Origin of the sequence: Qipengyuania nanhaisediminis (assembly GCF_045862805.1) — a bacterium.
Classification (GTDB): Bacteria; Pseudomonadota; Alphaproteobacteria; order Sphingomonadales; family Sphingomonadaceae; genus Erythrobacter; species Erythrobacter nanhaisediminis_A.
The window spans coordinates 2,102,346-2,123,154 of sequence record NZ_AP025760.1 but is presented as its reverse complement, the minus strand read 5'-3'; the positions used below and the strand labels follow the sequence as shown (position 1 = coordinate 2,123,154).

20 protein-coding genes are annotated in these 20,809 nt (G+C 65.6%); 9 read left to right on the top strand and 11 right to left on the bottom strand.

What is annotated here, in order from left to right:
- Positions 1 to 160 precede the first annotated feature (160 nt).
- Entirely contained in the window at positions 161 to 496 is a 336-nt protein-coding gene (locus ACKTSM_RS10240) for a hypothetical protein (protein WP_407874554.1), read from the bottom strand.
- 155 nt (positions 497 to 651) lie between these two features.
- Positions 652 to 1,878 (bottom strand): cell wall hydrolase, encoded by a 1,227-nt coding sequence (locus ACKTSM_RS10235; protein ID WP_407874553.1) that lies wholly within the window; start codon positions 1,876 to 1,878, stop codon positions 652 to 654.
- A gap of 153 nt (positions 1,879 to 2,031) precedes the next feature.
- Between ACKTSM_RS10235 and ACKTSM_RS10230 the strand changes: the two genes are divergently transcribed.
- The 3 genes from ACKTSM_RS10230 to ACKTSM_RS10220 are packed head-to-tail and all read left to right on the top strand — an operon-like array spanning position 2,032 to position 4,621.
- Entirely contained in the window at positions 2,032 to 2,907 is an 876-nt protein-coding gene (locus tag ACKTSM_RS10230; protein WP_407874552.1) for an ABC transporter substrate-binding protein, read from the top strand.
- Complete coding sequence (locus tag ACKTSM_RS10225; protein WP_407874551.1) at positions 2,904 to 3,875, top strand: FecCD family ABC transporter permease; 972 nt, start codon at positions 2,904 to 2,906, stop codon at positions 3,873 to 3,875. Before ACKTSM_RS10230 ends, ACKTSM_RS10225 begins: the two co-directional genes overlap by 4 nt.
- Positions 3,875 to 4,621: an ABC transporter ATP-binding protein gene (locus tag ACKTSM_RS10220; protein ID WP_407874550.1), complete on the top strand. Its 747-nt coding sequence runs from the start codon at positions 3,875 to 3,877 to the stop codon at positions 4,619 to 4,621. The genes ACKTSM_RS10225 and ACKTSM_RS10220 overlap by 1 nt, the downstream gene beginning before the upstream one ends.
- Positions 4,622 to 5,011: 390 nt before the next feature.
- On the opposite strand, the gene ACKTSM_RS10215 is transcribed toward ACKTSM_RS10220, so the two are convergent.
- Complete coding sequence (locus ACKTSM_RS10215) at positions 5,012 to 5,959, bottom strand: lysozyme (RefSeq protein ID WP_407874549.1); 948 nt, start codon at positions 5,957 to 5,959, stop codon at positions 5,012 to 5,014.
- A 432-nt stretch (positions 5,960 to 6,391) separates the two neighbouring features.
- Between ACKTSM_RS10215 and uvrA the strand changes: the two genes are divergently transcribed.
- Entirely contained in the window at positions 6,392 to 9,307 is a 2,916-nt protein-coding gene (uvrA, locus tag ACKTSM_RS10210; protein WP_407874548.1) for an excinuclease ABC subunit UvrA, read from the top strand.
- Positions 9,308 to 9,367: 60 nt separating this feature from the next.
- Here the strand turns inward: uvrA and ACKTSM_RS10205 are convergent, their stop codons facing one another.
- Together ACKTSM_RS10205 and ACKTSM_RS10200 are read right to left on the bottom strand one after the other, a co-directional pair.
- Positions 9,368 to 10,876: an HWE histidine kinase domain-containing protein gene (locus ACKTSM_RS10205; RefSeq protein ID WP_407874547.1), complete on the bottom strand. Its 1,509-nt coding sequence runs from the start codon at positions 10,874 to 10,876 to the stop codon at positions 9,368 to 9,370.
- An 80-nt stretch (positions 10,877 to 10,956) separates the two neighbouring features.
- On the bottom strand, positions 10,957 to 11,859 hold the full coding sequence (locus ACKTSM_RS10200) for a hypothetical protein (RefSeq protein WP_407874546.1): 903 nt from the start codon (positions 11,857 to 11,859) through the stop codon (positions 10,957 to 10,959).
- A 208-nt stretch (positions 11,860 to 12,067) separates the two neighbouring features.
- On the opposite strand from ACKTSM_RS10200, the gene ACKTSM_RS10195 reads away from it, so the two are divergent.
- The 3 genes from ACKTSM_RS10195 (at position 12,068) to ACKTSM_RS10185 (ending at position 13,550) form a co-directional block, all read left to right on the top strand.
- The gene (locus ACKTSM_RS10195) at positions 12,068 to 12,214 is read left to right on the top strand and encodes a hypothetical protein (RefSeq protein ID WP_407874545.1); all 147 of its coding nucleotides are present in this window, start codon (positions 12,068 to 12,070) and stop codon (positions 12,212 to 12,214) included.
- An 81-nt stretch (positions 12,215 to 12,295) separates the two neighbouring features.
- Positions 12,296 to 12,775: a hypothetical protein gene (locus ACKTSM_RS10190; RefSeq protein ID WP_407874544.1), complete on the top strand. Its 480-nt coding sequence runs from the start codon at positions 12,296 to 12,298 to the stop codon at positions 12,773 to 12,775.
- A 142-nt stretch (positions 12,776 to 12,917) separates the two neighbouring features.
- Complete coding sequence (locus tag ACKTSM_RS10185; protein WP_407874543.1) at positions 12,918 to 13,550, top strand: putative 2OG-Fe(II) oxygenase; 633 nt, start codon at positions 12,918 to 12,920, stop codon at positions 13,548 to 13,550.
- Here the strand turns inward: ACKTSM_RS10185 and ACKTSM_RS10180 are convergent.
- Entirely contained in the window at positions 13,547 to 14,098 is a 552-nt protein-coding gene (locus ACKTSM_RS10180; protein WP_407874542.1) for a septal ring lytic transglycosylase RlpA family protein, read from the bottom strand. The genes ACKTSM_RS10185 and ACKTSM_RS10180 overlap by 4 nt on opposite strands.
- A gap of 747 nt (positions 14,099 to 14,845) precedes the next feature.
- Between ACKTSM_RS10180 and ACKTSM_RS10175 the strand changes: the two genes are divergently transcribed.
- Positions 14,846 to 15,184 carry a hypothetical protein gene (locus ACKTSM_RS10175; RefSeq protein ID WP_407874541.1) on the top strand — a complete coding sequence of 113 codons (339 nt, stop codon included), beginning with the start codon at positions 14,846 to 14,848 and terminating at the stop codon, positions 15,182 to 15,184.
- 68 nt (positions 15,185 to 15,252) lie between these two features.
- Here the strand turns inward: ACKTSM_RS10175 and ACKTSM_RS10170 are convergent, their stop codons facing one another.
- Together ACKTSM_RS10170 and ACKTSM_RS10165 are read right to left on the bottom strand one after the other, a co-directional pair.
- Positions 15,253 to 16,467, bottom strand: coding sequence for an argininosuccinate synthase (locus ACKTSM_RS10170; RefSeq protein WP_407874540.1), 1,215 nt, complete (start codon positions 16,465 to 16,467; stop codon positions 15,253 to 15,255).
- 240 nt (positions 16,468 to 16,707) lie between these two features.
- Positions 16,708 to 18,042, bottom strand: coding sequence for a class I SAM-dependent methyltransferase (locus tag ACKTSM_RS10165; protein WP_407874539.1), 1,335 nt, complete (start codon positions 18,040 to 18,042; stop codon positions 16,708 to 16,710).
- Positions 18,043 to 18,138: 96 nt separating this feature from the next.
- Between ACKTSM_RS10165 and ACKTSM_RS10160 the strand changes: the two genes are divergently transcribed.
- Entirely contained in the window at positions 18,139 to 18,576 is a 438-nt protein-coding gene (locus tag ACKTSM_RS10160) for a DUF1801 domain-containing protein (RefSeq protein ID WP_407874538.1), read from the top strand.
- 3 nt (positions 18,577 to 18,579) lie between these two features.
- Here the strand turns inward: ACKTSM_RS10160 and ACKTSM_RS10155 are convergent, their stop codons facing one another.
- Genes ACKTSM_RS10155 through ACKTSM_RS10145 form a run of 3 tightly spaced genes read right to left on the bottom strand, consistent with a single transcriptional unit; the run spans position 18,580 to position 20,778 of the window.
- Positions 18,580 to 19,329 (bottom strand): molybdopterin-dependent oxidoreductase, encoded by a 750-nt coding sequence (locus ACKTSM_RS10155; protein WP_407874537.1) that lies wholly within the window; start codon positions 19,327 to 19,329, stop codon positions 18,580 to 18,582.
- Complete coding sequence (locus ACKTSM_RS10150; RefSeq protein WP_407874536.1) at positions 19,322 to 20,002, bottom strand: cytochrome b/b6 domain-containing protein; 681 nt, start codon at positions 20,000 to 20,002, stop codon at positions 19,322 to 19,324. Before ACKTSM_RS10150 ends, ACKTSM_RS10155 begins: the two co-directional genes overlap by 8 nt.
- Entirely contained in the window at positions 19,999 to 20,778 is a 780-nt protein-coding gene (locus ACKTSM_RS10145; protein WP_407874535.1) for an SDR family oxidoreductase, read from the bottom strand. Before ACKTSM_RS10145 ends, ACKTSM_RS10150 begins: the two co-directional genes overlap by 4 nt.
- Positions 20,779 to 20,809 lie beyond the last annotated feature (31 nt).

The following is a 20,809-nucleotide window of genomic DNA, read 5'->3' as shown; positions in this document are numbered from 1 at the left end:
TCCCCTGAGTTTCACGAGGGGATGCCGTGCTGCCCGGAAGGCCGCGGCCAAGCGGTCAGCTCACCGGTTTCGGCGATAGCACGTTGGCGCGCGGCGCGAACGGGCGGGGCAACGCGTTGTCGCGGTCCGCCTGTTAAGGAATGCAGGGTGAATTGCAGGCTCAGGGCGCGGCGTGGTCGGGCGTGAGCATGGCGGCTTCGGCTGCCAGCCGACGATCGAGCGCGCGGGTGATCCCGAGCCACCAGTCATAGGCCTGGCGGTCGCCTGCGAAAAAGGCGCTTTCGGCCTGTGCGCGTGCCTCGCGCGCGGCACCAAGGCCGTGCTCGGCGAAATGCCGCAGCGCTGCGCGCAGCATCTGGTCATTGGCCGGAACGCGGGCCGTGCCTTCGCAATTGTCGTTGGCGGCGCGCTCGCTCGCACGGGCAGCCATGGCCTTGGCAATGGGAGAGCAGGCCCGGGCGCCGGGAACGGCGGCTGCGACAAAATGAAGCGTCATGTGCGTCCTGTAATCCTGCTGCCCGGCGCGCGAGGGGTTTGAAAGAACCATCGGGCGGGCTGTTGTCTGGAACGGCGCGGATTAGCGTCCTGCCTGCTAAGGCTTGGTGTCGGACTACGGTTTAAGACGTATTAACGGATTGAATTTGCGGCTGTTCAGCGCGGGCTTGAATCCCCCTCGTCGCCCGCGTTCCGACGCGCCGCGGCGGTGTTGCCGCGGGCAAGGGCGCGCTGTTCGCGTTCGAGCGCTTCGCGCGCGGCGGGGCTGCGCCACTGCCCAGCGCGCCGATAATCCTCGCGCACCTGTCCGACCCCGGAAAGGGCCGGATCGGCGAGCGCCTCTTGCGCGACATAGGGTGCAGGAGCACCGCTCGCGGCTGGCGGCTCGGTGTCGGGCTGCGGGGCGGCGCGCATGGCGGGATCGCGGGACAGCGTATCGCCGCCGCGATCCGCCGGCCTTGCCCCGGGCAGCGTGGCCGGGGGCAGGGAAAGCTGCCGCTGCTCCACGCCCGAATAACGCGCATTGAAGGCAGACGGCTCGCCCGCGGGCCCGCGCGGACGGTAGAAACGGTGCGCGCCGATCGTGCCGATCTCGGCGAGGCTCGCGGCCCAGTAAGGATTGACCCAGAGCGTGTGGTAATGGGTGGCATGGCCGACCTGGGCATAGACGCTGCCCGACAGCGCCTCGGCAGCGATCCGCCGCGCGCGTCCCCACGAGGCCCCGCTCGCGCGCCGTGCGAGCGAATTGTCGCAGGTAAAGGTGAACTGGCAGCCCGTCGCGCGGTGGGCGCCCTGATAGACCACGCCGCATACGCTGGCAGGCCACGAGGGATGGGCGACCCGGTTGAGCACAACCTGTGCGACCGCGCGCTGTCCCGCCTCGCTTTCGCTCGCGGCCTCGTACCACACCGCCTCGGCCAGGCATTCGAGCGCGCGTTCATGCGCGATCCCGCTCGCAGCGAAGAAGGCGCGCGCAGGAGGTCCGGCATCGATCACCTGGCCCGGCCGGAGACCCGCTTCGGCGCCGGGGTCGAAGGCATCGACGCTGGGAAGCGCGATCAGCGCTTCGTCGGGCGGGTCGGCGAGAAAGAAGAAGGCGGAACCGGGAAAGCTCATGCCCGGCTGTTCGAAAGGCATGGCCGGATTGTCGGCCAATTGCCGTGCGAGGCGGATGCTCGCCGCATCGCCGCTCGCCCGTGCATCGCCCGCCAGCGCGCCCCAGTCGCCGGGCGCGGCCATGGCGGGAACCGCGATCGCGGCGAGGAGCACCGCGATCCGCTTGCGCAGCGGGCGCGTGGCTGCCGGATCGCGCTCGGCATCTGTAGCGGCGGTGCCGGAAAGCGCGTTCAGGGCGCTGCGTAGAAAGGGCGTGATGCGGGTCATGGCGCGCCCCGGCGCGTAGCGCGGCATGGCGCGCCGCGCGAGTGCATCGACGGCCAGCGTCCCGAAACCGCACAGGGCAGCGATGCGCTGTTAACATCAGGGCCGCGGCGGTGGGTGAGAGGGCATTGCGGCGCGGCGCGCGCGCGCCTATCGATGCGCCGCACCATGCAGATGCGCGCGACCAAGCTTTCACGGGCAATCCTGACCGGCCTTGTCGCGCCGGTGTTGCTCGGCGCGTGCCAGCAGGCCGAACCGCGCGGCGATGCGACCGCGGCGAGCGAGACATTTCCGCGCGTGGTCAGTCTCAACCCCTGCCTTGATGCCATTCTCGTCGAAACGGCAAGGCCTGCGCAGGTGCTCGCGCTGTCGCATTACAGCCACGATCCCGCGGCCAGTTCGATCCCGATAGCGCGCGCGCGGCAATTCGCCGCGACCGGCGGGACGGCAGAAGAAGTGCTCGCGCTGGCGCCCGATATCGTTCTTGCCGGCCAATTCATCGCGCCCGCTACCCGTTCGGCGCTCGAACGCGGCGGATTGCGGGTCGAGACCTTCGGTAGCCCGGCAACGATCGGGGAAAGCCGCGAGCAGGTCGAACGCATCGCGCGTCTCGTCGGCAACCGGGACGCGGCCGGCCCCTTGCTCGAAAGGATCGGCCAGCCGTCCGGGTCGGTCGCAAGCCTGCCCGAAGCGCCTTCGGTGCTGCTGTGGCAGGCGGGCGAGATCGTTCCCGGCGAGGCTACCCTGATCGCCGGGCTTCTTCGCGAGGCCGGCTTTTCCAGCCATTCGGCGCGGCTCGGTCTCGACCAGGCCGATCGCGTCGCGCTCGAACAGGTGATCGCCGATCCGCCCGACATCCTTCTGGTGGCAGGGATGAGCGCGGGCCAGCAACACCCCGTGCTCGAAGCGCTCGCAAACACCCACATGGCCGAATTCGACCCCCGGCTGTTCTATTGCGGCGGCCCCGCCATTCAGCCCGCGCGCGCCGAGCTTGCAGCGATCCGGGCCGATTACGAAAGCGCCCGGCAATGAATCGCGCGAGCTTGATCTTTGCGGGCCTGCTGGCGCTGCTTCTTCCGCTCTCGCTCCTCGCCGGGCGGGTCTGGATCGACCCTGTCGCCGGCACCGAGACCGTCCCCAATGCCGCGCTGATCCTTGCCGAACTGCGCCTGCCGCGTGCGGTGCTCGCGATCGTGATCGGGGCAGGGCTGGGAGCGGCGGGAGCGGCGATGCAGGGCTATTTGCGCAACCCGCTCGCTGACCCGGGATTGTTCGGGATCGCGCCGATGGCGGCGCTCGGCGCGGTGGCGAGCCTCTATTTCGGAGCGGGCTGGGGCGTGCCGGTCTTCGCGCTTGCCGGGGCGGGGCTTGCCATGGCCCTGCTAGCGCTGATCGCGGGCCGTACGCCTTCGGGCGCGGGCGGCGGCATCGCGCTGTTCACTCTCGCCGGGTTGATGATCGCGAGCCTTGCCGGCGCGCTCACCGCGCTGGCGATCACCATGGCGCCCAATGCCTTCGCGATGAGCCAGATCGTGATGTGGCTCAACGGTGCGCTGACTGACCGTTCCTGGTCCGAAGTCGCGATCGCCGCCCCGCTGACCTTGGCCGGAATCGCCCTGCTGGCCTTCGCAGCGCGCAGCCTCGATGCGTTGACACTCGGCGAAGATGCCGCGCGCTCGCTTGGGGTCGAACCGCGCTTCCTATTGGTCGTGCTGGTCGCGGGAATCGGCCTCACCGTCGGGTCGGGGGTCGCGGTTGCCGGGATCATCGGCTTCGTCGGCCTGATCGTCCCGCATCTGGTGCGTCCGCTCACCGACCGGCTGCCGTCCTCGCTGCTGCTTCCCAGCGCGCTTGCGGGCGCGGTGCTGGTGCTCGCCGCTGACAGCGCGGTGCGGGTGCTGCCGCTGGTCACCGAGTTGCGGCTGGGGATCGCGCTGTCGCTGATCGGCGCGCCGTTCTTCCTGTTCCTGCTGCTGCGTATGCGCAAGGGGCGGCTGTGATGCTCGGTTGCGAGGACCTTTCGATCATGCGCGGGCGGAGGCTGGTGCTCGACCGGGTGAGCGTCCGGCTCGAGCCCGGCGCCGTGACGGTTATTGTCGGCCCCAATGGCGCGGGCAAAAGCACGCTATTGATGGCGCTTGCCGGTCTGCTGCCTCCCGCCGCGGGCCGGGTCGGGATCGATGATCGCCCCCTTAGCGACATGAAGCCGCGCGAGAGGGCGAAGCGGATCGGCTACCTGCCGCAAGACGCCGAGATCGCCTGGGACGTGGCGGTCGAAAACCTCGTCGCGCTCGGCCGGATGCCGCATCGCGACGCGGCGCGCGCCCCGGTAGAGCGCGCGCTCGCGGTGATGGAACTCGAAGCCCTGCGCGAGCGGCCCGCCAGCCGGTTGTCAGGAGGCGAGAAGGCGCGCGTATTGCTCGCGCGGGTGCTCGCGGGCGAACCGGCATGGATCTGCGCCGACGAACCGCTCGCCGCGCTCGACCTCGCTCACCGCGCCTCCCTGATCGCGCATCTTTCGGCCGAGGCAGCGCGCGGAACGGGGGTGCTAATCGTGATGCACGATCTTGCGAGCGCGATGAACCATGCCGACCGGGTGCTGGTCCTGCGCGAGGGACGGCTGGTCGCCGACGGAGCGCCGCGTGACGCCTTGAGCGAGGAAGTGATTGCCAACACCTGGGGAATGGAATGCGAGTGGATCGGATTGCCGGGTCGACATGCACTGGTGCCGAGCAACCGCGATTGACAGGTGCAATGCCCACCGTCCTGATTGCTCGAACAACAAGATGCCGACCCGGCGCGACGAGATTGGCTCGCCGCAATCTCCCGGCCTTGAAACCGTAGAACCACCCAAGGTGCGACCCGAAGGGCAGGGGACAGAAACACAGCAAAGAGGGCATCTGTGTCGCCCACGCGCCGCGATGATACGACTTCATATTTTCTGTAGGCTGACCCGGTTCAATCCAAGCAATTGAATAAAAGAGATTTTTCTCTTTCTCTTGGCGAAAGCCCACCCCCACGCAAGCCGCGCCCCGACCAATTTTAATCGCGCCCGCCAGCCTCGTTCAGGTCCGCCAGGGCATCAAGATCGTGCGCGTCATACCCGATGACTGACGCCTTGTTGATGCGGCCATAATCAGGCCTCGGACTTCTCACGCGGGTCGCCATATTCGCCTGACAGGAAGATCTGTGCGCGCCTTTCGCTGCGATAGATCAGGCCGCGCGCGACCTTGTTCCTGGCGGTGGTATAGTGAAGCTGGTCGGCGATCTTCTCATAGTCGCCCGCTGCGATCGCGGCGTTGAGCCGGGGGCTCTTGGCGGCTGAAACCGTGCCTTCGCCGACATTGAAGACGAGGTCGGCAAGCGCGTCGAATTCGTGCTGGTTGATGGGCAGGTTCCCGACCAGGCGGCGCACGCCGTCCTCGGCCTTTTTCAGATCATTCTCGAGCAGTCGGATCGCTCGTTCGTGGCTGATCGTGTCGCCCAACCGCAAATTGTCGCGCGGGAGCACGAGGTGGCCCACGCCGACAGTCGGATAGCCGGCGACGTCCTTGTAGACATCGTATCGCACGCCCTCTTCCTCGACCAGCGCATCGAGCAGGTTGTCGCTTACCGACAGATCATTCGCATCGCGGCGTTCTGACGGGTCGGCAGGTTCGAGCGCGGCGGGATCGGGCGAAGGGATGCTCGCCGCGGCGATCGGATCGGCGGACAAAGCCATTTGCGAGGTACCGGCAAGGCTCAGCGAGGTCATGCCGAGCGCCAGTGCGGTGCGCTTGTGGCGCCGTCGGCGCGGCCTGGCAGACGGCCCCGATCGGTCGCGATCGAGCCGCGCGGCGGAGCGTTCCTCGCGGCGGGCATTGCGCGCCTGCCGGTGGCGGCGGAAGCGCTCACGGAATGTGCGCAGGAATCGACGCCGGGCGAGTTTGCGAGTGGTCTCGATATCGGCGGCGGCAGCAGGGTTGCCGGATGCGCCTGGCGCAGCGGATACGCGGCCCGCAGGCACGGTATCGGCCCGCAAGCGCGGGATGGGGGGAGCAAGGGTGTCGGTAAAAGCGAATAGGTTGTTGCGATCGGCTGTCATGGTCCTCTCTTCGAGGACACCGGGCGCATCGTCGGGTTCCGTAGCGCCTTGCCGCGAGAGCGTTTCGCGTTCTCGCCATTGGCAAGCGGCGCCTTGCCCGTTCACAGGGCGTTTGCGGGTCGGGCCGGGCGGCCCTGCCGGGTCAGACGATGCCGGTGTCCGGTCTGTCTGGCACGGTCGCTTCCCGTCCGTGTTCGAGCGTCCATGCGAAAATTTCGTGTCTTGCCTTATCAACGGGTGAAACCGTCCTTTTCTCCACGTTTCACCGCGCATGAGACACGCCGCGTGGCGGCGCTGCGGTCCGCGCGTGGACCCGGAAGCCGGCCCGTTCGTTGTATTCCTGCCGCTCGGTAACCACATCGCAGGGCCGGCCGCATTCGCCGCCGTCCCGCACCCTTTACTTTTGCGAACATTTACGGAACAAGCCCCCGCATGTCCCTGACCAAGATTTCCGTCCGTGGTGCCCGTGAGCACAACCTCAAAGGCATCGATATCGATCTGCCGCGCGATGCGCTGATCGTGGTGACGGGATTGTCGGGGTCGGGCAAGTCGAGCCTGGCCTTCGACACCATCTATGCCGAGGGACAGCGCCGCTATGTCGAGAGCCTTTCGGCCTATGCGCGCCAGTTCCTCGAAATGATGCAGAAGCCCGATGTCGAGCATATTGACGGCCTCTCGCCGGCAATCAGCATCGAGCAGAAGACCACCAGCCGCAATCCCCGCTCAACCGTGGCGACGGTGACCGAGATCTACGATTACATGCGCTTGCTGTGGGCACGGGTAGGGGTGCCCTACAGTCCCGCGACCGGCGAACCGATCGCCGCGCAGAGCGTGTCGCAGATGGTCGACCGAGTGATGGCGCTGCCCGAGGGCACACGCGCCTACCTGCTCGCGCCGGTCGTGCGCGGCCGCAAGGGCGAATATCGCAAGGAACTGGCCGAATGGCAGAAGGCGGGCTTCACCCGCGTGCGCATCGACGGCGAGCTATACGGAATCGAGGAAGCCCCCGCGCTCGACAAGAAGTTCAAGCACGATATCGAGGTCGTGGTCGACCGGCTCGCGGTCAAGCCGGGGCTCGAGACCCGGCTCGCCGACAGTTTCGAGACCGCGCTGAAGCTCGCCGATGGCCTCGCCTATGTCGACCTGGCCGACGGCGCGGTCCCCGGACGCGAGGAAGAGGAAGCCTCGGGCGGAGCGATGAAGGGGGCGGGGCTGCCCACGAACCGCATCGTCTTTTCCGAGAAATTCGCCTGCCCGGTCTCCGGCTTCACGATCGAGGAGATCGAGCCGCGCCTGTTCTCGTTCAACTCGCCCCAGGGCGCGTGCCCGACCTGCGACGGGATCGGCGAAAAGCAATTGTTCGATGAACAGCTCGTCGTCCCCAACGAGGCGCTGACCTTGAAGCAGGGGGCAATCGCGCCATGGGCGAAATCGAACCCGCCTTCGCCCTATTACATGCAGGTGCTGTCCAGCCTGGCGAAGCAATATGGCTTCGACATCACCACGTCGTGGACCGATCTCGATCCCGAGCACCGCCAGATCATCCTCCACGGCACGCGCGGCAAGCCGGTCCCGCTCACCTTCAAAGACGGGCGGCGCACCTACACCGTGAAAAAGCCCTTCGAAGGCGTGATCGGCAACCTCAACCGCAGGATGCTCCAGACCGAAAGCGCGTGGATGCGCGAGGAGCTGGGCAAGTTCCAGACCGCGCAGCCGTGCGAGACCTGCGGCGGCAAGCGCCTCAATGACAAGGCACTGGCGGTCAAGGTCGCGGGAACCGATATCGCCACCCCGGTGACGATGAGCGTGTCCGATGCCAAGGACTGGTTCCTCGCGCTCGAAGGGCAATTGACCGACCAGCAGGCGCAGATTGCCCGCGCGATCCTGAAAGAGATCAACGAGCGGCTGGGCTTCCTCGACAATGTCGGGCTCGACTATCTCAATCTCGACCGCACCAGCGGCACGCTATCGGGCGGCGAGAGCCAGCGCATCCGGCTCGCCAGCCAGATCGGCAGCGGGCTGTCGGGCGTGCTCTACGTCCTCGACGAGCCTTCGATCGGCCTGCACCAGCGCGACAATGACCGGCTGCTCGCGACCCTGAGGCGGCTGCGCGATCTCGGCAATACGGTGATCGTGGTCGAGCATGACGAGGACGCGATCCGCCAGGCCGACCATATCGTCGATCTCGGCCCGGGCGCGGGCGTGCGCGGCGGCGAAGTGGTCGCGCAGGGAACGCTCAAGCAGATCATGAAGTCGAAGAAGTCGCTCACCGCCGACTATCTCACCGGGCGGCGCGAGATCGCGGTTCCGCAGGAACGGCGCAAGGGCAACGGTCACCTGCTCACCGTGCGCGGGGCGAGCGCCAACAACCTGAAGGACGTCACCGCCTCGATCCCGCTCGGCACCTTCACCTGCATCACCGGCGTTTCGGGCTCGGGCAAGTCGTCCTTCACTATCGACACGCTCTACGCCGCCGCCGCGCGCACCCTCAACGGCGCGCGGGTGATCGCGGGCAAGCACGACGCGGTCGAGGGCCTCGAATATTGCGATAAGGTGATCGAGATCGACCAGTCGCCGATCGGCCGCACCCCGCGCTCGAACCCGGCGACCTATACCGGCGCCTTCACCCAGATCCGCGACTGGTTCGCGGGCCTGCCTGAAAGCCAGGCGCGCGGCTACAAGCCGGGCCGCTTCTCCTTCAACGTCAAGGGCGGGCGCTGCGAGCAATGCACCGGCGATGGCCTCATCAAGATCGAGATGCACTTCCTTCCCGACGTCTATGTCACTTGCGAGGAGTGCGGCGGCAAGCGCTACAACCGCGAAACGTTAGAGGTGAAGTTCAAGGGGCTGTCGATCGCCGACGTGCTCGACATGACGATCGAGGACGCCGAGGAATTCTTCAAGGCCGTCCCCCCGATCCGCGACAAGATGCGGATGCTGAACGAGGTGGGGCTGGGCTATGTCAAGGTCGGCCAGCAGGCGACGACGCTCTCAGGCGGCGAGGCGCAGCGCGTCAAGCTCGCCAAGGAGCTTGCCAAGCGTTCGACCGGGCAGACGCTCTACATCCTCGACGAGCCGACCACGGGCCTGCATTTCGAGGACGTGAGGAAGCTACTCGAAGTGCTCCACCGGCTGGTCGAGCAGGGCAATTCGGTCGTCGTCATCGAGCACAATCTCGACGTCATCAAGACCGCCGACTGGATCCTCGACCTGGGGCCGGATGGCGGCGTGCGCGGCGGCGAGGTCGTTGCAGAAGGCACGCCGGAAGAGGTGGCCGAGGTAGAGCGGTCGTTCACCGGGCATTATCTCGCACCCATGCTCAAACGTCAGCAGGAAGCGGCCGAATAGCAAGCGCGGCAAGGCACGTGGCAGGACAGCCGCCTGACCGGCAAGCCCGCTCGCGCCGCCTCACCCGACAGGTGCGGGGACGGTCATCCGGTATTTCACCCCGTCGCTCGGATAGTCGACGGTGACTTCCGAGCCGCTGCCATTGCCGAGGCCGCGCTGGAGAAGGCTGGTGCCGAAGCCGCGGCGTTGCGGGTCGCCGTCGAGCTTGCAGCCGGTCTCGTTCCATTCGAAGAAGAAGGCGCGCTCCTCGCCCGTTCCCTCATAGCCCCAGCGCACCGCGATCCGCCCGTCATCGCTGGCAAGCGCGCCGTATTTCAGCGCGTTGGTGCACAGTTCGTGGATGGTGAGAACGGTGGTCTGGATCTCGCTCGCGGGGACGGAATAGGTCGGCCCCTCGATGCTGATCCGCTCGCGATAGGCGGAAAAGCCCGACAAGGCGGTCTCGATCACGTCGCGCATGGTCGAATCGCTCCATTGCCGCTTGACCAGCAGGTCCTGGGCGCGCGCCATCGCGCCGAGCCTCTCCATGAAGGTGTCGACCGCGCCTTTCGCCTCCTCGACCCCGGCAAAGGTCATGCGCGCAATGCTCTGCACCACTGTCAGCAGGTTCTTGTTGCGGTGGTTGAGCTCGTGGACCAGCACTTCGCGCTGCTCGTAAGTCTGCGAGCGTTCGAGCACCCGCCCGAGCTGGCTGCCCAGCGCCTGGGCGAGCAGGAGGATATGATCGTCGGGCGAACTGCGCTCAGCCGAGAAGAACTCGAGCACCGCGATGACGCGGCCCTCGCTGCGCAGCGGAAAGCCGAAGGCACCGCGGAAATTCTTGTGCTTGCGCACGAAATTGCCATCGAGATTGATGTCCGAAAGCCAGACCGGCGCATTGCGTTCGAGCACCTCGCCGGGCAGGCCCTGGCCGCGGCGAAAGCTCAGGCCCTCGCTGGCCTCCTTCATCAGCGCGGCGGCGCCTTCCTCGCGTTCGTACCACACGCCCGAGGCATGGAGCAGGTCCGCATCGGAGCGATCGACCAGGAAGGCATGTCCCGCCTGCCAGCCGGTCAGCTCGCAGATCGCCTCGAGGACGCGGGATAGCGAGTCCTCGAACCCTTGCGCATCGGCGGCCATCCGGCTGATTTCGAGCACGACCTCGTTGTCGCGCAGCTGCCGGCGCAGCACGTCCTCGGCGCGGCGGCGGTGCTCGATATCGCGCAGGAACCCGATGAAGAATTCGCGCCCGGTCTGTTTCCACGTGGTGATCGAGAGTTCGACCGTGATCACGCGCCCGTCCTTGCACAGGGCCGGCAGTTCGAGCCGCTGGTTGAGAATTCGCGGGGCCTCGCCTTCGTCGAGCCGCGCCATGCCTGCGCGGTGCGCCTCGCGGTGCTGTTCGGGAATAATGAGATCGCCAAGCGGGCGTCCGATCGCCTCGTCGGCGCTCCAGCCGAAAGTCGTCTCCGCGACCGTGTTCCACGCCACCACCGTGCCATTGCTCGACAGCACGATCACCGCATCGATGACGGTGTCGAGAATCGGCTGGAATTCAACCGGTAGAGGCGAGGGAGCAGTGTCGGTCACCGATCGCTCTTCTCACAGCAATAATCGCCCGTCCAGTCGTCTTCGCATGCACGGCGCGAAGGCGGTGGACATGTGCCAGGTCAGGCGGCCGCGGCGTCCGGCGCGATCCCGGCGCCGAGCTTGCCCTGGAGCGCGCGCGCCCCGCCATCGGCTGCCGGATCGGCGCACGGCCCTTCTTCGCCGCAGCTCAGCAGCTCGACGAATTTCTCGGCATTGATCGCGACATCGTCGGGCCCGATCTGGTCGAAGGGGTCTTCGAGATGGCTCTGGATATTGTCGAGCCCGGTCAGGATCACCGCGAAGAGCACGGGCATGACATAGGTCAGCACCGGGGCATCGTATTCGATCGCGCAAAAGGCGAAGAACGGGCCATAGATGACCGGCAGCAGCAGGATGAAGACATCGCTGAACGCGCGCAGGGTGCGCGGGGTGCGATATTGGTAGATGTGCTTCACGCTCTCGAAGGCGACGATCATCTTCGAGACATACTGGTTGCAGCGGCTGCATTCGCCGCTTGCCAGCCCTTCGCCGCGCATCCGCTTGACGAAGCCCGAAAGCTCGGAAAACGCGGCATAGACCGCGCGTTCGGTGCGCGGCATGTCGACGCGTTCGGACTTGAACATTTCGCGGCAGGCCTTGAGCAATCGGGCGAGCGCGCGCTCGATATGGCGCAGCCGTTCATCCTTGGCAGCGCGCGCGTCGGCATCGTCGTCGGGCAGCCAGTCGCGCGCGGCAAAGTAGAGCGCGCGGCCATGCGCCTTGATCGTCCCGTAATCGTCGAGCGCGGCCTCGCGGCGCTTGTAGGCATGGCCGATCGAGAACACGATCGGGAAGATCACCGCGGTCGAGATGATGGTGAGCGGGTAATCGGCGACCAGGCCGAGCTTCAGGCTCCCCCAGGTCGCAGCGATGGCGAGCGCAACGATGATCAGCGATTTTGCATTGATGACCAGCCCGATGCGGGTGATGCGTTGCCAGACCATGGGATCCCCTGAACTTGTCCGCCTTGCGGCAGGGGCGATGGATAGGGCGCAAGGTTTGCATTGTGGTTAAGGCCGCCTTGGCGCGGCGCTGGCGAGCAAGGGTCGCGGCTGCGGCGATGTCGACGGCGAGGCCCCGGCGGTTTTCCTACTCGGGCAAAGGCGGCTAACTCAGCCGGTTCCCCTTCTTGAGACGAAGCGAGGCGAACCCATGAACGCATCCCCTGTCCCGCTCCTTCCTGCGCCCGTAGCGCGCGATGCCACGCAGCCGGAGGCGCGCACGCCCTCGCTCGCCGGCGAACGGCGTGCGGCCTTTCTCGAAAGCCTGTCGATCTACGGCAATGTTCGCCTCGCCTGACGGGCGGCTTCGGTCAGCGCGCAGACCGCCTATCGTGCGCGCAACCGCGATCCCGACCTGGCGCGCGAATGGCGCGCGGCGATGGTCAAGGCGCGCGCCCATGTCGAGGCAGTGCTGACCGACCGCGCGATCCACGGGGTCGAGGAGGCGGTGTTCTATCACGGCGAGGAAGTGGCGCGGCGCAGGCGCTACGACAGCCGGCTGTTGCTTGCGCTCCTGGCCCGGCTCGACCGGATCGCCGAGGCGGTAGAGGACCCGGCGCGCGGCGCTGGTGCGGAGGATGGCGTGGTGGATGATGGCGCGTCATCGGGGCGCGAGGCGCGGTCCGGGGAGGGCGGCGATCCCGGCGAGGTGCCCGACCTGGAGACACGGCTGTGCGCGATGGAGGCCGCGCGGCCCGACGGTGCGCGCGCTCTGCCAACAGGCGACAGCGCCGACGAGGCTGAGATGCTGCAATTGCTCGCCTATGAAAGCGGTGTCGAGGACTGGTGGACGGTGATCGGGAAGCGCGATCTGCCCGCCACGCTGATCGAGAAAATCGATCGATGGCGGGCGGATTGATCGATCCTTTTTTTGGTCCCTGGACAGTGTTCCATGTGTTCCAGGTGTGCATTGCCTGCGACGAACGGTTTTTTGCCCTTGCCAGCGCGGGTGCGCTTTTGCAGTTTCCGCGCCAGGGGAAATTCACAGGGGACGAGAGACGATGGCGCGGGGACAAACTGCGAGAGCCTACGAAGTAAAACCGTTATTTGCCGAACCGTATCTGATCACGAACATCGCCGATGCGATCAGCGACAAGCAGATTGAATTCATCAAGTCGCTGAAGATGCAGCAGAACCAGATGAACCACATTTCGGACGAGCTGTATCTGTTCAACCGCCCCGAGCTGCGCTCGATCAAGAAGGCGGTTCACGAAGTGCTCGCCACCTTTGCGAGCGAGGTGATGGGGGTCGAGCACAAGCTCGAGGTCACCCAGAGCTGGGCGCTGATGAACCCGCCCGGGGTGGGGATGCACGCGCACACCCATTCCAATTCGCTGGTCTCGGGATCGCTCTATTACGCGCCGCTTCCCGACCCGCCGGGCAACATGGTGTTCGAACGCGCCAATGGATACCGGCAGATCGACCTGCGCGTGACCGAGGGTCGGCAAAACGTCTACAACACGCCGCGCAACGCGGTCATTCCCAAGCATGGCGACCTGGTGCTGTTCTCAAGCGAGATCATGCATTTCGTCGAACCCAATCGCAGCCAGGAGAACCGCCATTCGATCGCGTTCAACACCTTCGTGCGCGGCACGATCGGCTCGTTCCGCGATGTGAGCGAGCTGAAGCTCTAGGGCGAGAGCAGTTCCATCTCGACCCGCGCATGGCCGCGCCGGATGATGCCGAGTTCCTCGGCCGCGCCGCGCGACAGGTCGATCGTGCGGCCGCGGATGAAGGGCCCGCGATCGTTGATGCGCACGGTGACCGTGCGGCCATTGCTGGGATTGGTCACCCGCACGAGGCTGCCGAACGGCAATGTCTTGTGCGCCGCGGTCATGGCGCGCATGTCGAAGCGTTCGCCATTGGCGGTCAGCCGGCCATGGAAGCGGCGTCCATAGAACGAGGCGATCCCGGTGCCGAGGCTGCGGGACTCCGGGATTTCCTCGATCGGCGGCTCGAAACTGTCGAGATCGACCGCGTGCTCGGGGACGTGTAGTTCGAAATCCTGCAGGTCAGGCCCGAGCGGCTCGATCACCGCCTCGAAATGCGCGGCAAAGGGAACCTCGACCATTGCCGTGCCGCCATCGCCGGGGGTCTTGTCGGTGCGCGCTTGCTGCGCGCTCGACGCCGAGAGCGGGGCGAGGCTGACGAGCGCGACCATAGCGGCGCGCAGGGCCAGCATGCGCGGAGCCGATCCGCGGCGGCGCAATGGCTGCTTGTGAAACTGCCTTCCCATCGGGGACACAATATAATGGTCCGGGAGCGGGCTGGGCAAACGAGGAGGGCAAAGCGCGGTGCGAAACGAGACGGATTCGCGGCGAATGGATGGAACCTCACTCGATCGCAGCGACAAAGGGGACGCGGTGGCCGGGGCGGGATGCCACGCGCGGCGAGTCCCACCGCGTTCCAGATCGCGGGTTTCTGGCCCTCGAAGAATGACGGTGTGAATGCAGGAGAAAGGCGGTGCGAAAAGATGAAGGGTCAGAGATTGCGCTATTCGCCAAAGCAAATGGGGCCGGCATTGCTGCCGACCCCACTCTCACCAGCGCGTGGTCACTGCCTTTGTCGCTTCCGGTCGGGCGAACCCGTCCTTCTGCTTCATCGTCAGCGCACTTGGCGCCCGGTGTCTGTGCCGCGTCCGGTTCATGCTGGTCCTGGTTTGCACCAGGTCAGCAAGTCGCCTTGCTTCGCGGTTCGTCACCGGCGCTCGCGCCGGCATCCGACCTTGCTTCGTGACCGCCTCGCTTGCTCCGCGCCGAAGCGCATTGCCCGCAGGCGAGCCCCTTGGCAGGGCCGAGACCGTGATCCTGTGACCGGCAATTCAGGCGCTGTGGATCCGGATCGAAATCCGTCACCGCAACTCATTGCCGGCCGGTTTCCCGGCCATAACGGTTGCGACGCAGCGTGCCCTTCTCAAGCGATTGTATCCGTGTCCGACCAAAGGTCTTTCACCAATGCAATCTCAAACAGCACGGGGACAATCGCCACCGTGTCCTTGAAACGAAAAATCTTTGAAAATCACTGCCTTGCGGCCTTGTTTCTCGAAGCTTTCTGTCCCGAAGACAGTTTGAAAGTGACTCCGATTCCCGCGTCTCGCAAGGCTGGATTCGGTGACTTTTCCACTTTCGCCCCGATCGCCTGTGGAGGGCGGTGGATAAGTCTGCGGTTCGTCGCATTTCGACTTGGCGCGGCGAGCTGCGGTTCGCGGCGATTCGACCGCGCTTTCGAATTGCAAAAGCGCGGCTTTGCGATTGTTGCCGGAGGGTGAAACGGCTTCAGGCATCCGAATCGCCAGCGCGCGAATCGTCTCGCCGAGTCGCGGCGCCCGGGCTGACCTTACCGGTCGCGCTGGGCGAGCAGGCGCAGCCGCAGTGCGTTCAGTTTGATGAACCCTTCGGCGTCCTTCTGGTCGTAAGCGCCCGCATCGTCCTCGAAGGTCACATGGGCTTCGGAATAGAGCGAATGGGGCGACTTGCGCCCGACAACGCTTGCCTGGCCCTTGTAGAGCTTGAGCCGAACGGTGCCGCTTACCTTGTCCTGGCTGTGATCGATCGCGGCCTGGAGCATCTCGCGTTCGGGGCTGAACCAGAAGCCGTTATAGATGAGTTCGGCATAGCGCGGCATCAGCTCGTCCTTGAGATGGGCCGCGCCGCGATCGAGTGTGAGCTGTTCGATCCCGCGATGGGCGCGGGCATAGATTTCGCCGCCCGGTGTCTCGTACATGCCGCGGCTCTTCATGCCGACAAAGCGGTTCTCGACGAGGTCGAGCCGGCCAATTCCGTGGCGCCGGCCGAGATCGTTGAGCGCTGCCAGAAGCGTCGCCGGGCTCATCGCCTCGCCATTGAGCGCAGTGCCATCGCCGCGCTCGAAATCGATGGTGATGTATTCGGGCGTGTCGGGCGCGTTTTCGGGATGGTCGGTGCGCGAATAGACATAATCGGGCGTTTCTTCCCACGGGTCCTCGAGCACCTTGCCCTCCGACGAGGTGTGCAACAGGTTCGCATCGGTCGAGAAGGGCGCTTCGCCGCGCTTGTCCTTGGGCACCGCGATCTGGTGCGCTTCGGCCCAGGCGATCAGCGCGGTGCGGCTGGTGAGGTCCCAATCGCGCCACGGGGCGATGACGTGGATGTTCGGGTCGAGCGCATAGGCGCTCAGTTCGAAGCGGACCTGGTCATTGCCCTTGCCGGTGGCGCCATGAGCGATGGCATCGGCCCCGGTCTCGCGGGCGATCTCGACGAGGCGCTTGGAGATCAGCGGCCGCGCGATCGAGGTGCCGAGCAGGTAGTCGCCTTCATAGCGGGCATTGGCGCGCATCATCGGGAAGACGAAGTCGCGCACGAATTCCTCGCGCAGGTCTTCGATGAAGATATGCTCGTCGGGAATGCCCATCGCGCGGGCCTTGTCGCGCGCCGGTTCGATCTCCTCGCCCTGGCCGAGATCGGCGGTAAAGGTGACGACCTCCAGCCCGCGCTCGACGCTGAGCCACTTGGCGATGACCGAGGTGTCGAGACCGCCCGAATAGGCAAGGACCACGCGTTTGATGTCGGACATTGCAGCAACCTCCAAATATGCTTTGCGCGCGCCATGCCGCCAAAGCACGATGAAGGGAAGGGCGGTAAAGCTTTCAACAGCGATAGCCGCGATTGGCTTGCCCCTGCTGGCGCGGCGACCTGCCAGCCGCCGCGCAATAAATGCACAAGTGGCGCTGCCGGGGTTCGGGCCGATCCAAGCGATGATCGAGGTAGCGCGCGTGCGAAGCAAGGTCTGACCCCGCGTTCGCAGCGTTCTTGTCTATTCGGCGGCTTCCTTGAGCGCCGGGTCGAAACGCCAGCGCGGCACCTTGCCGCGTTCGCGCAGCCTGGCGCTTTCTGCCTCGATATATTCGCGCGTCATCGGGATGGCGCTGCGGTCCTTCACATACTGGACCTGCCAGTTGACCATCCCGCCATTGCGGAAGCTCTGCTCGGCGCCGGCGAGGTAGAACAGCCACATCCGGTAGAACACCTCGTCATACATGGCGGTGATCTCTTCGCGGTGCATGACCGTGCGATTGTACCATTCCTGCAAGGTGTGACTGTAGTGGAAGCGCATCGCCTCGACATCCATGACCTGCCAACCATGTTTCTCGCTCTCGGTGACGAGCTCGCTGAGCGCGGGGATATAGCCGCCCGGGAAGATGTATTTGCGCGTCCAGGCATCGGTATAGCCCGGAGGCCCCGCGCGACCGCAGCAATGTGAGATCATCACCCCGTCGCGCGTGAGCAGGCGGTTGGTGTGTTCGAAGAATTGCGGGTAGTGGATCGTGCCGACATGTTCGAGCAGGCCGACGCTCGAAATGCGGTCGAAACTGCCTTCGACATCGCGGTAATCGCGCAGTTGGAAGCGGACCTTGTCAGCAACGCCCGCCGCCTCGGCGCGTTCATTGGCGAACTTGACCTGGTCGGGAGCGAGCGCGACGCCGAGCACTTCGCAATCATACATTTCATGCAGGTAGAGCGCGAAGCCGCCCCAGCCGCAGCCGATATCGAGCACCCGCATCGCCGCGCCGCCATTGTCTTCCGGGCGCTTGAGAAACATCTTCGCCGCGAGGTGTGCCTTCTTGTCCATCTGCGCCTGTTCGAGGCTGGTCCGGGTGGGATCGTCCTCGCGGTAATAGGCCATGGTGTACTGGCGGTCCTCGTCAAGGAAGCGTTCGTAAAGCTCTCGCGTGAGGTTGTAGGTATGCTCGGCATTGGCGCGCGCCGAGCCGCGCAGGTTGATGCCGTCGATCGCGGCCTTCAGTTTCTGCACTGTCTTTCTGAGCGGCCCCTTCGCCTTGAGCGAGGTGTCACCGAGCCGCTTGGCATTCATGGTGACGAACAGGATCATGTCGCGGATATCGTGCGGTTCCTCGACCACCAGCCAGCCCCACATGAAGGCCTCGCCCGCGCCCATTTGCGGATAGCGCACGATATGATTGGCCGCGCGCTTGTCGGTCAGGCGGATATGGACAGGGCCGGGCCGCCCGCCGACGAGCGGATCGTATTCGCCGCCGGGACCATAGGTGTATCGCTTGCCATCGTGATCGGTGACGATGAGCTGTCCGTGCGTGATCGCCTTGCGCAGAAACTTGTCGAGTAGCCACATGGTTGCGCTGGTCCCCTCCATCGCGAATAATGTCGCGCACCTGATGGCGCGGTGCGCGTCGACCTGTCAATCCAAACTGCGCGAGGCTTCCCGACCGTGAGCGATGCCAAGACCACCATCACCGATGTCGATCCGCGCGAATTCATCGAGACCGTCGAACCCGCATCGAAGCGCGAGGATGCCAAGGTTCTCCTTGCGCTGTTCGAACGGGTGACGGGCGAGGAAGCGAAGATGTGGGGGCCATCGATTATCGGTTTCGGCGAATATCGCACCACCTATGACAGCGGGCGCAGGGTCCACTGGATGCGCTCCGGCTTCAGCCCGCGCAAGGCAAAGCATTCGCTTTACCTCATGGGCGGCTATTGTGACGACGTGGCTGCCGCGGAGCGCGCAGACCTGCTCAAGCGGCTCGGCAAGCATTCGAGCGGGGCGTCGTGCCTGTATGTCAACAAGCTCGCCGATATCGATCTCGCGGTGCTCGAGGAGATGATCGCAAGGGACTGGGCGACCATGTCGCGGATCTATCCCGACTAGCGATCAGATCCCGGCATACCACTGGTAATCGCCGTAATCTTCCCAGAACCCGCCTTTGCCGCCATGGATTTCGGCAAAGCTTTCGACCGCTTCGATCGCGGTCAGGTACTTGGCGTGCTTGTAGCCCAATTGCCGCTCGATCCGCACGCGCAGCGGCGCGCCGTTCTTCTCCGGCAGAGGCGCCCCGTTGAGAGCATGGGCGACAATCGTCTGAGGGTGATAGGCATCGACCATGTCGACGCTCTCGTAATAGTCGCGGCCATAGAGGGTGTCGGCGCAGCAGAAGACGATGAAGCGCGCCTCTTCGCGCAATCCCGCCGCATCGAGCAACACCGACAATTGCGGCCCGGTCCACTCGGCGATCGCGCTCCAACCCTCGACGCAGTCATGGCGGGTGACCTGGGTGCGCTGGGGCAGGGCCTTGAGATCGGCGAGCGACAGGCTGAGCGGCCGGTCGACCAATCCGCGCACTTCGAGCCGCCAGTCGGCAAAACCATTGGCGAGCTCGGCGCGATAGTCATCGCTATCGACGGTCAGCGAGCCATTGCCGCGTATATCGGGCGAGCGTTCCTCGCGGGTATATTCGGGTGCGAGCGCCTGCCTTCCGGCGAGCGCGCGGTGGGCGGCCCGGTGAAGCCCTTCGGCGGCGTTGAACAACCCGCGCGCAGGGGCGGTTTCGGCCAGCCGCGAACAGGCGGCGGCGGGAAGGGCGGCAAGCCCTGCAAGAAGGGCGCGGCGCTTGATCTCAACCATTGCCGGCGTCCCCTCGCGGCCCACCGGTAATCATCGCTGCAACCTGCCTGATCGGCCCTGAAAGAATCACCATGACCAGGTGCACCGCCACGAATGCAAACAGCGCCCAGGCGGCCAGGAAATGCAGGCTGCGCGCGCTTTGCCGGCCTCCGAGCGCGTCCACCAGCCAAGGCATGGCCGGTTCGATGCCGGGGCTGATAGCCAGTCCGGTAACGATCATCAGCGGCAGCAGCACGCCAAGCACGAGACCGTAACTGATCTTTTGCAGGCTGTTGTAGCGCCCGTCTCCGTGGTCGAAATGCCCGCGCAGGTGTTCGCGCATATCGACGAGAAGGCTGCGCGGCGACCACTCGCTTGCCGAAGCCGCGATGTCGCGCTGGAAATGGCGGTTCGCAAGGCTCGCGATCCACATTCCCAGCAGGCCCAGCGCGAATACCCAGGCGAAGGTGTTGTGCCAGTCGCGCGCCTCGGCAAGATCGTAACGCTGCGGTATGGTCGCCCAGGCGGGAAAGCGCATCACCGACAGCCACGCATCGGCGGGATCGAAACCGTAGTCGCCCCAGTAGAGGAAGCGATGCGCGTTCGAGATATTGAGCCCGGACATGAACAGCACCACCACCGCCAGCGCGTTGATCCAGTGCCAGATCCGCGTGACGAGTGCGTGTCGTCTCAAGCGCCCGCTCCCGCCATCTCGCGCGCCAGATAGATCACGTCGCGCGGCTGAGAGAGAAGGTGTTGCCCACTATCGACGAACAGGGTCGAGCCGCTCTTGAGCGCGCCGGATGCAAGGAACAGAGCGGCATCCACGATCTCGTCTAGCCCGGTGCGCCGTTCGAGCAGGTTGAGCCTGTGCGAGATCGCCGTTTCCGCCTCGCTCTGGTCGTGGCTGGCAAGGATCGCCCCGGGGGCCAGTGCATAGACCCGCAGGCCATCGCTCGAAGCCATTGCCAGCATGCGCGCGGCGGCAGAGGCAGCGTGCTTGGACATCGAGTAGCTGAAGAAATCGGGGTTGGGATTGGCCAGCTTCATGTCCGTGAACTGGATCACGGAGCGCATCCGGGAGGGATCGGTCTCATCGGCAAACACCTCGGCGAGCAGAGCGGGAGCGAGCGCGTTCACCGCGACCGCTTCGCGTGCCGCATCGGCGGAAATCGCCCGTGGCTGGTCAAATCGGAAGACCGCGGCCGAATTGACCAGGCAGCGCCAGTCGCCAAGCCGCCCCGCGAGATCATGCGCCATCACTCGCACCGCTTCGCTGTCGCCGAGGTCGCAGCACGCGGTCTCGGCGCTCGGCAATTCGCTTGCGAGCAATTCGGCGGCCTCCTTCGAGCGCCGATAATGAATGACGACATGCCAGCCCGCACATGCAAACCCACGCGACAGGGCTGCTCCGATCCGCGCAGCGCCGCCGGTGATCAGCACTGCAGGTTGGGCGGGGTTGGCAGACATCCCGCCACTTCTATCAGCGTCAGGCGACACG

Bases quoted from the DNA above. Each gene is read 5' to 3' on its own strand.
- ACKTSM_RS10240 (WP_407874554.1), bottom strand. From the start codon at position 496: ATGACGCTTCATTTTGTCGCAGCCGCCGTTCCCGGCGCCCGGGCCTGC.
- ACKTSM_RS10235 (WP_407874553.1), bottom strand. From the start codon at position 1,878: ATGACCCGCATCACGCCCTTTCTACGCAGCGCCCTGAACGCGCTTTCC.
- ACKTSM_RS10230 (WP_407874552.1), top strand. From the start codon at position 2,032: ATGCGCCGCACCATGCAGATGCGCGCGACCAAGCTTTCACGGGCAATC.
- ACKTSM_RS10225 (WP_407874551.1), top strand. From the start codon at position 2,904: ATGAATCGCGCGAGCTTGATCTTTGCGGGCCTGCTGGCGCTGCTTCTT.
- ACKTSM_RS10220 (WP_407874550.1), top strand. From the start codon at position 3,875: ATGCTCGGTTGCGAGGACCTTTCGATCATGCGCGGGCGGAGGCTGGTG.
- ACKTSM_RS10215 (WP_407874549.1), bottom strand. From the start codon at position 5,959: ATGACAGCCGATCGCAACAACCTATTCGCTTTTACCGACACCCTTGCT.
- uvrA (WP_407874548.1), top strand. From the start codon at position 6,392: ATGTCCCTGACCAAGATTTCCGTCCGTGGTGCCCGTGAGCACAACCTC.
- ACKTSM_RS10200 (WP_407874546.1), bottom strand. From the start codon at position 11,859: ATGGTCTGGCAACGCATCACCCGCATCGGGCTGGTCATCAATGCAAAA.
- ACKTSM_RS10195 (WP_407874545.1), top strand. From the start codon at position 12,068: ATGAACGCATCCCCTGTCCCGCTCCTTCCTGCGCCCGTAGCGCGCGAT.
- ACKTSM_RS10190 (WP_407874544.1), top strand. From the start codon at position 12,296: ATGGTCAAGGCGCGCGCCCATGTCGAGGCAGTGCTGACCGACCGCGCG.
- ACKTSM_RS10185 (WP_407874543.1), top strand. From the start codon at position 12,918: ATGGCGCGGGGACAAACTGCGAGAGCCTACGAAGTAAAACCGTTATTT.
- ACKTSM_RS10180 (WP_407874542.1), bottom strand. From the start codon at position 14,098: ATGCTGGCCCTGCGCGCCGCTATGGTCGCGCTCGTCAGCCTCGCCCCG.
- ACKTSM_RS10170 (WP_407874540.1), bottom strand. From the start codon at position 16,467: ATGTCCGACATCAAACGCGTGGTCCTTGCCTATTCGGGCGGTCTCGAC.
- ACKTSM_RS10165 (WP_407874539.1), bottom strand. From the start codon at position 18,042: ATGTGGCTACTCGACAAGTTTCTGCGCAAGGCGATCACGCACGGACAG.
- ACKTSM_RS10155 (WP_407874537.1), bottom strand. From the start codon at position 19,329: ATGGTTGAGATCAAGCGCCGCGCCCTTCTTGCAGGGCTTGCCGCCCTT.
- ACKTSM_RS10145 (WP_407874535.1), bottom strand. From the start codon at position 20,778: ATGTCTGCCAACCCCGCCCAACCTGCAGTGCTGATCACCGGCGGCGCT.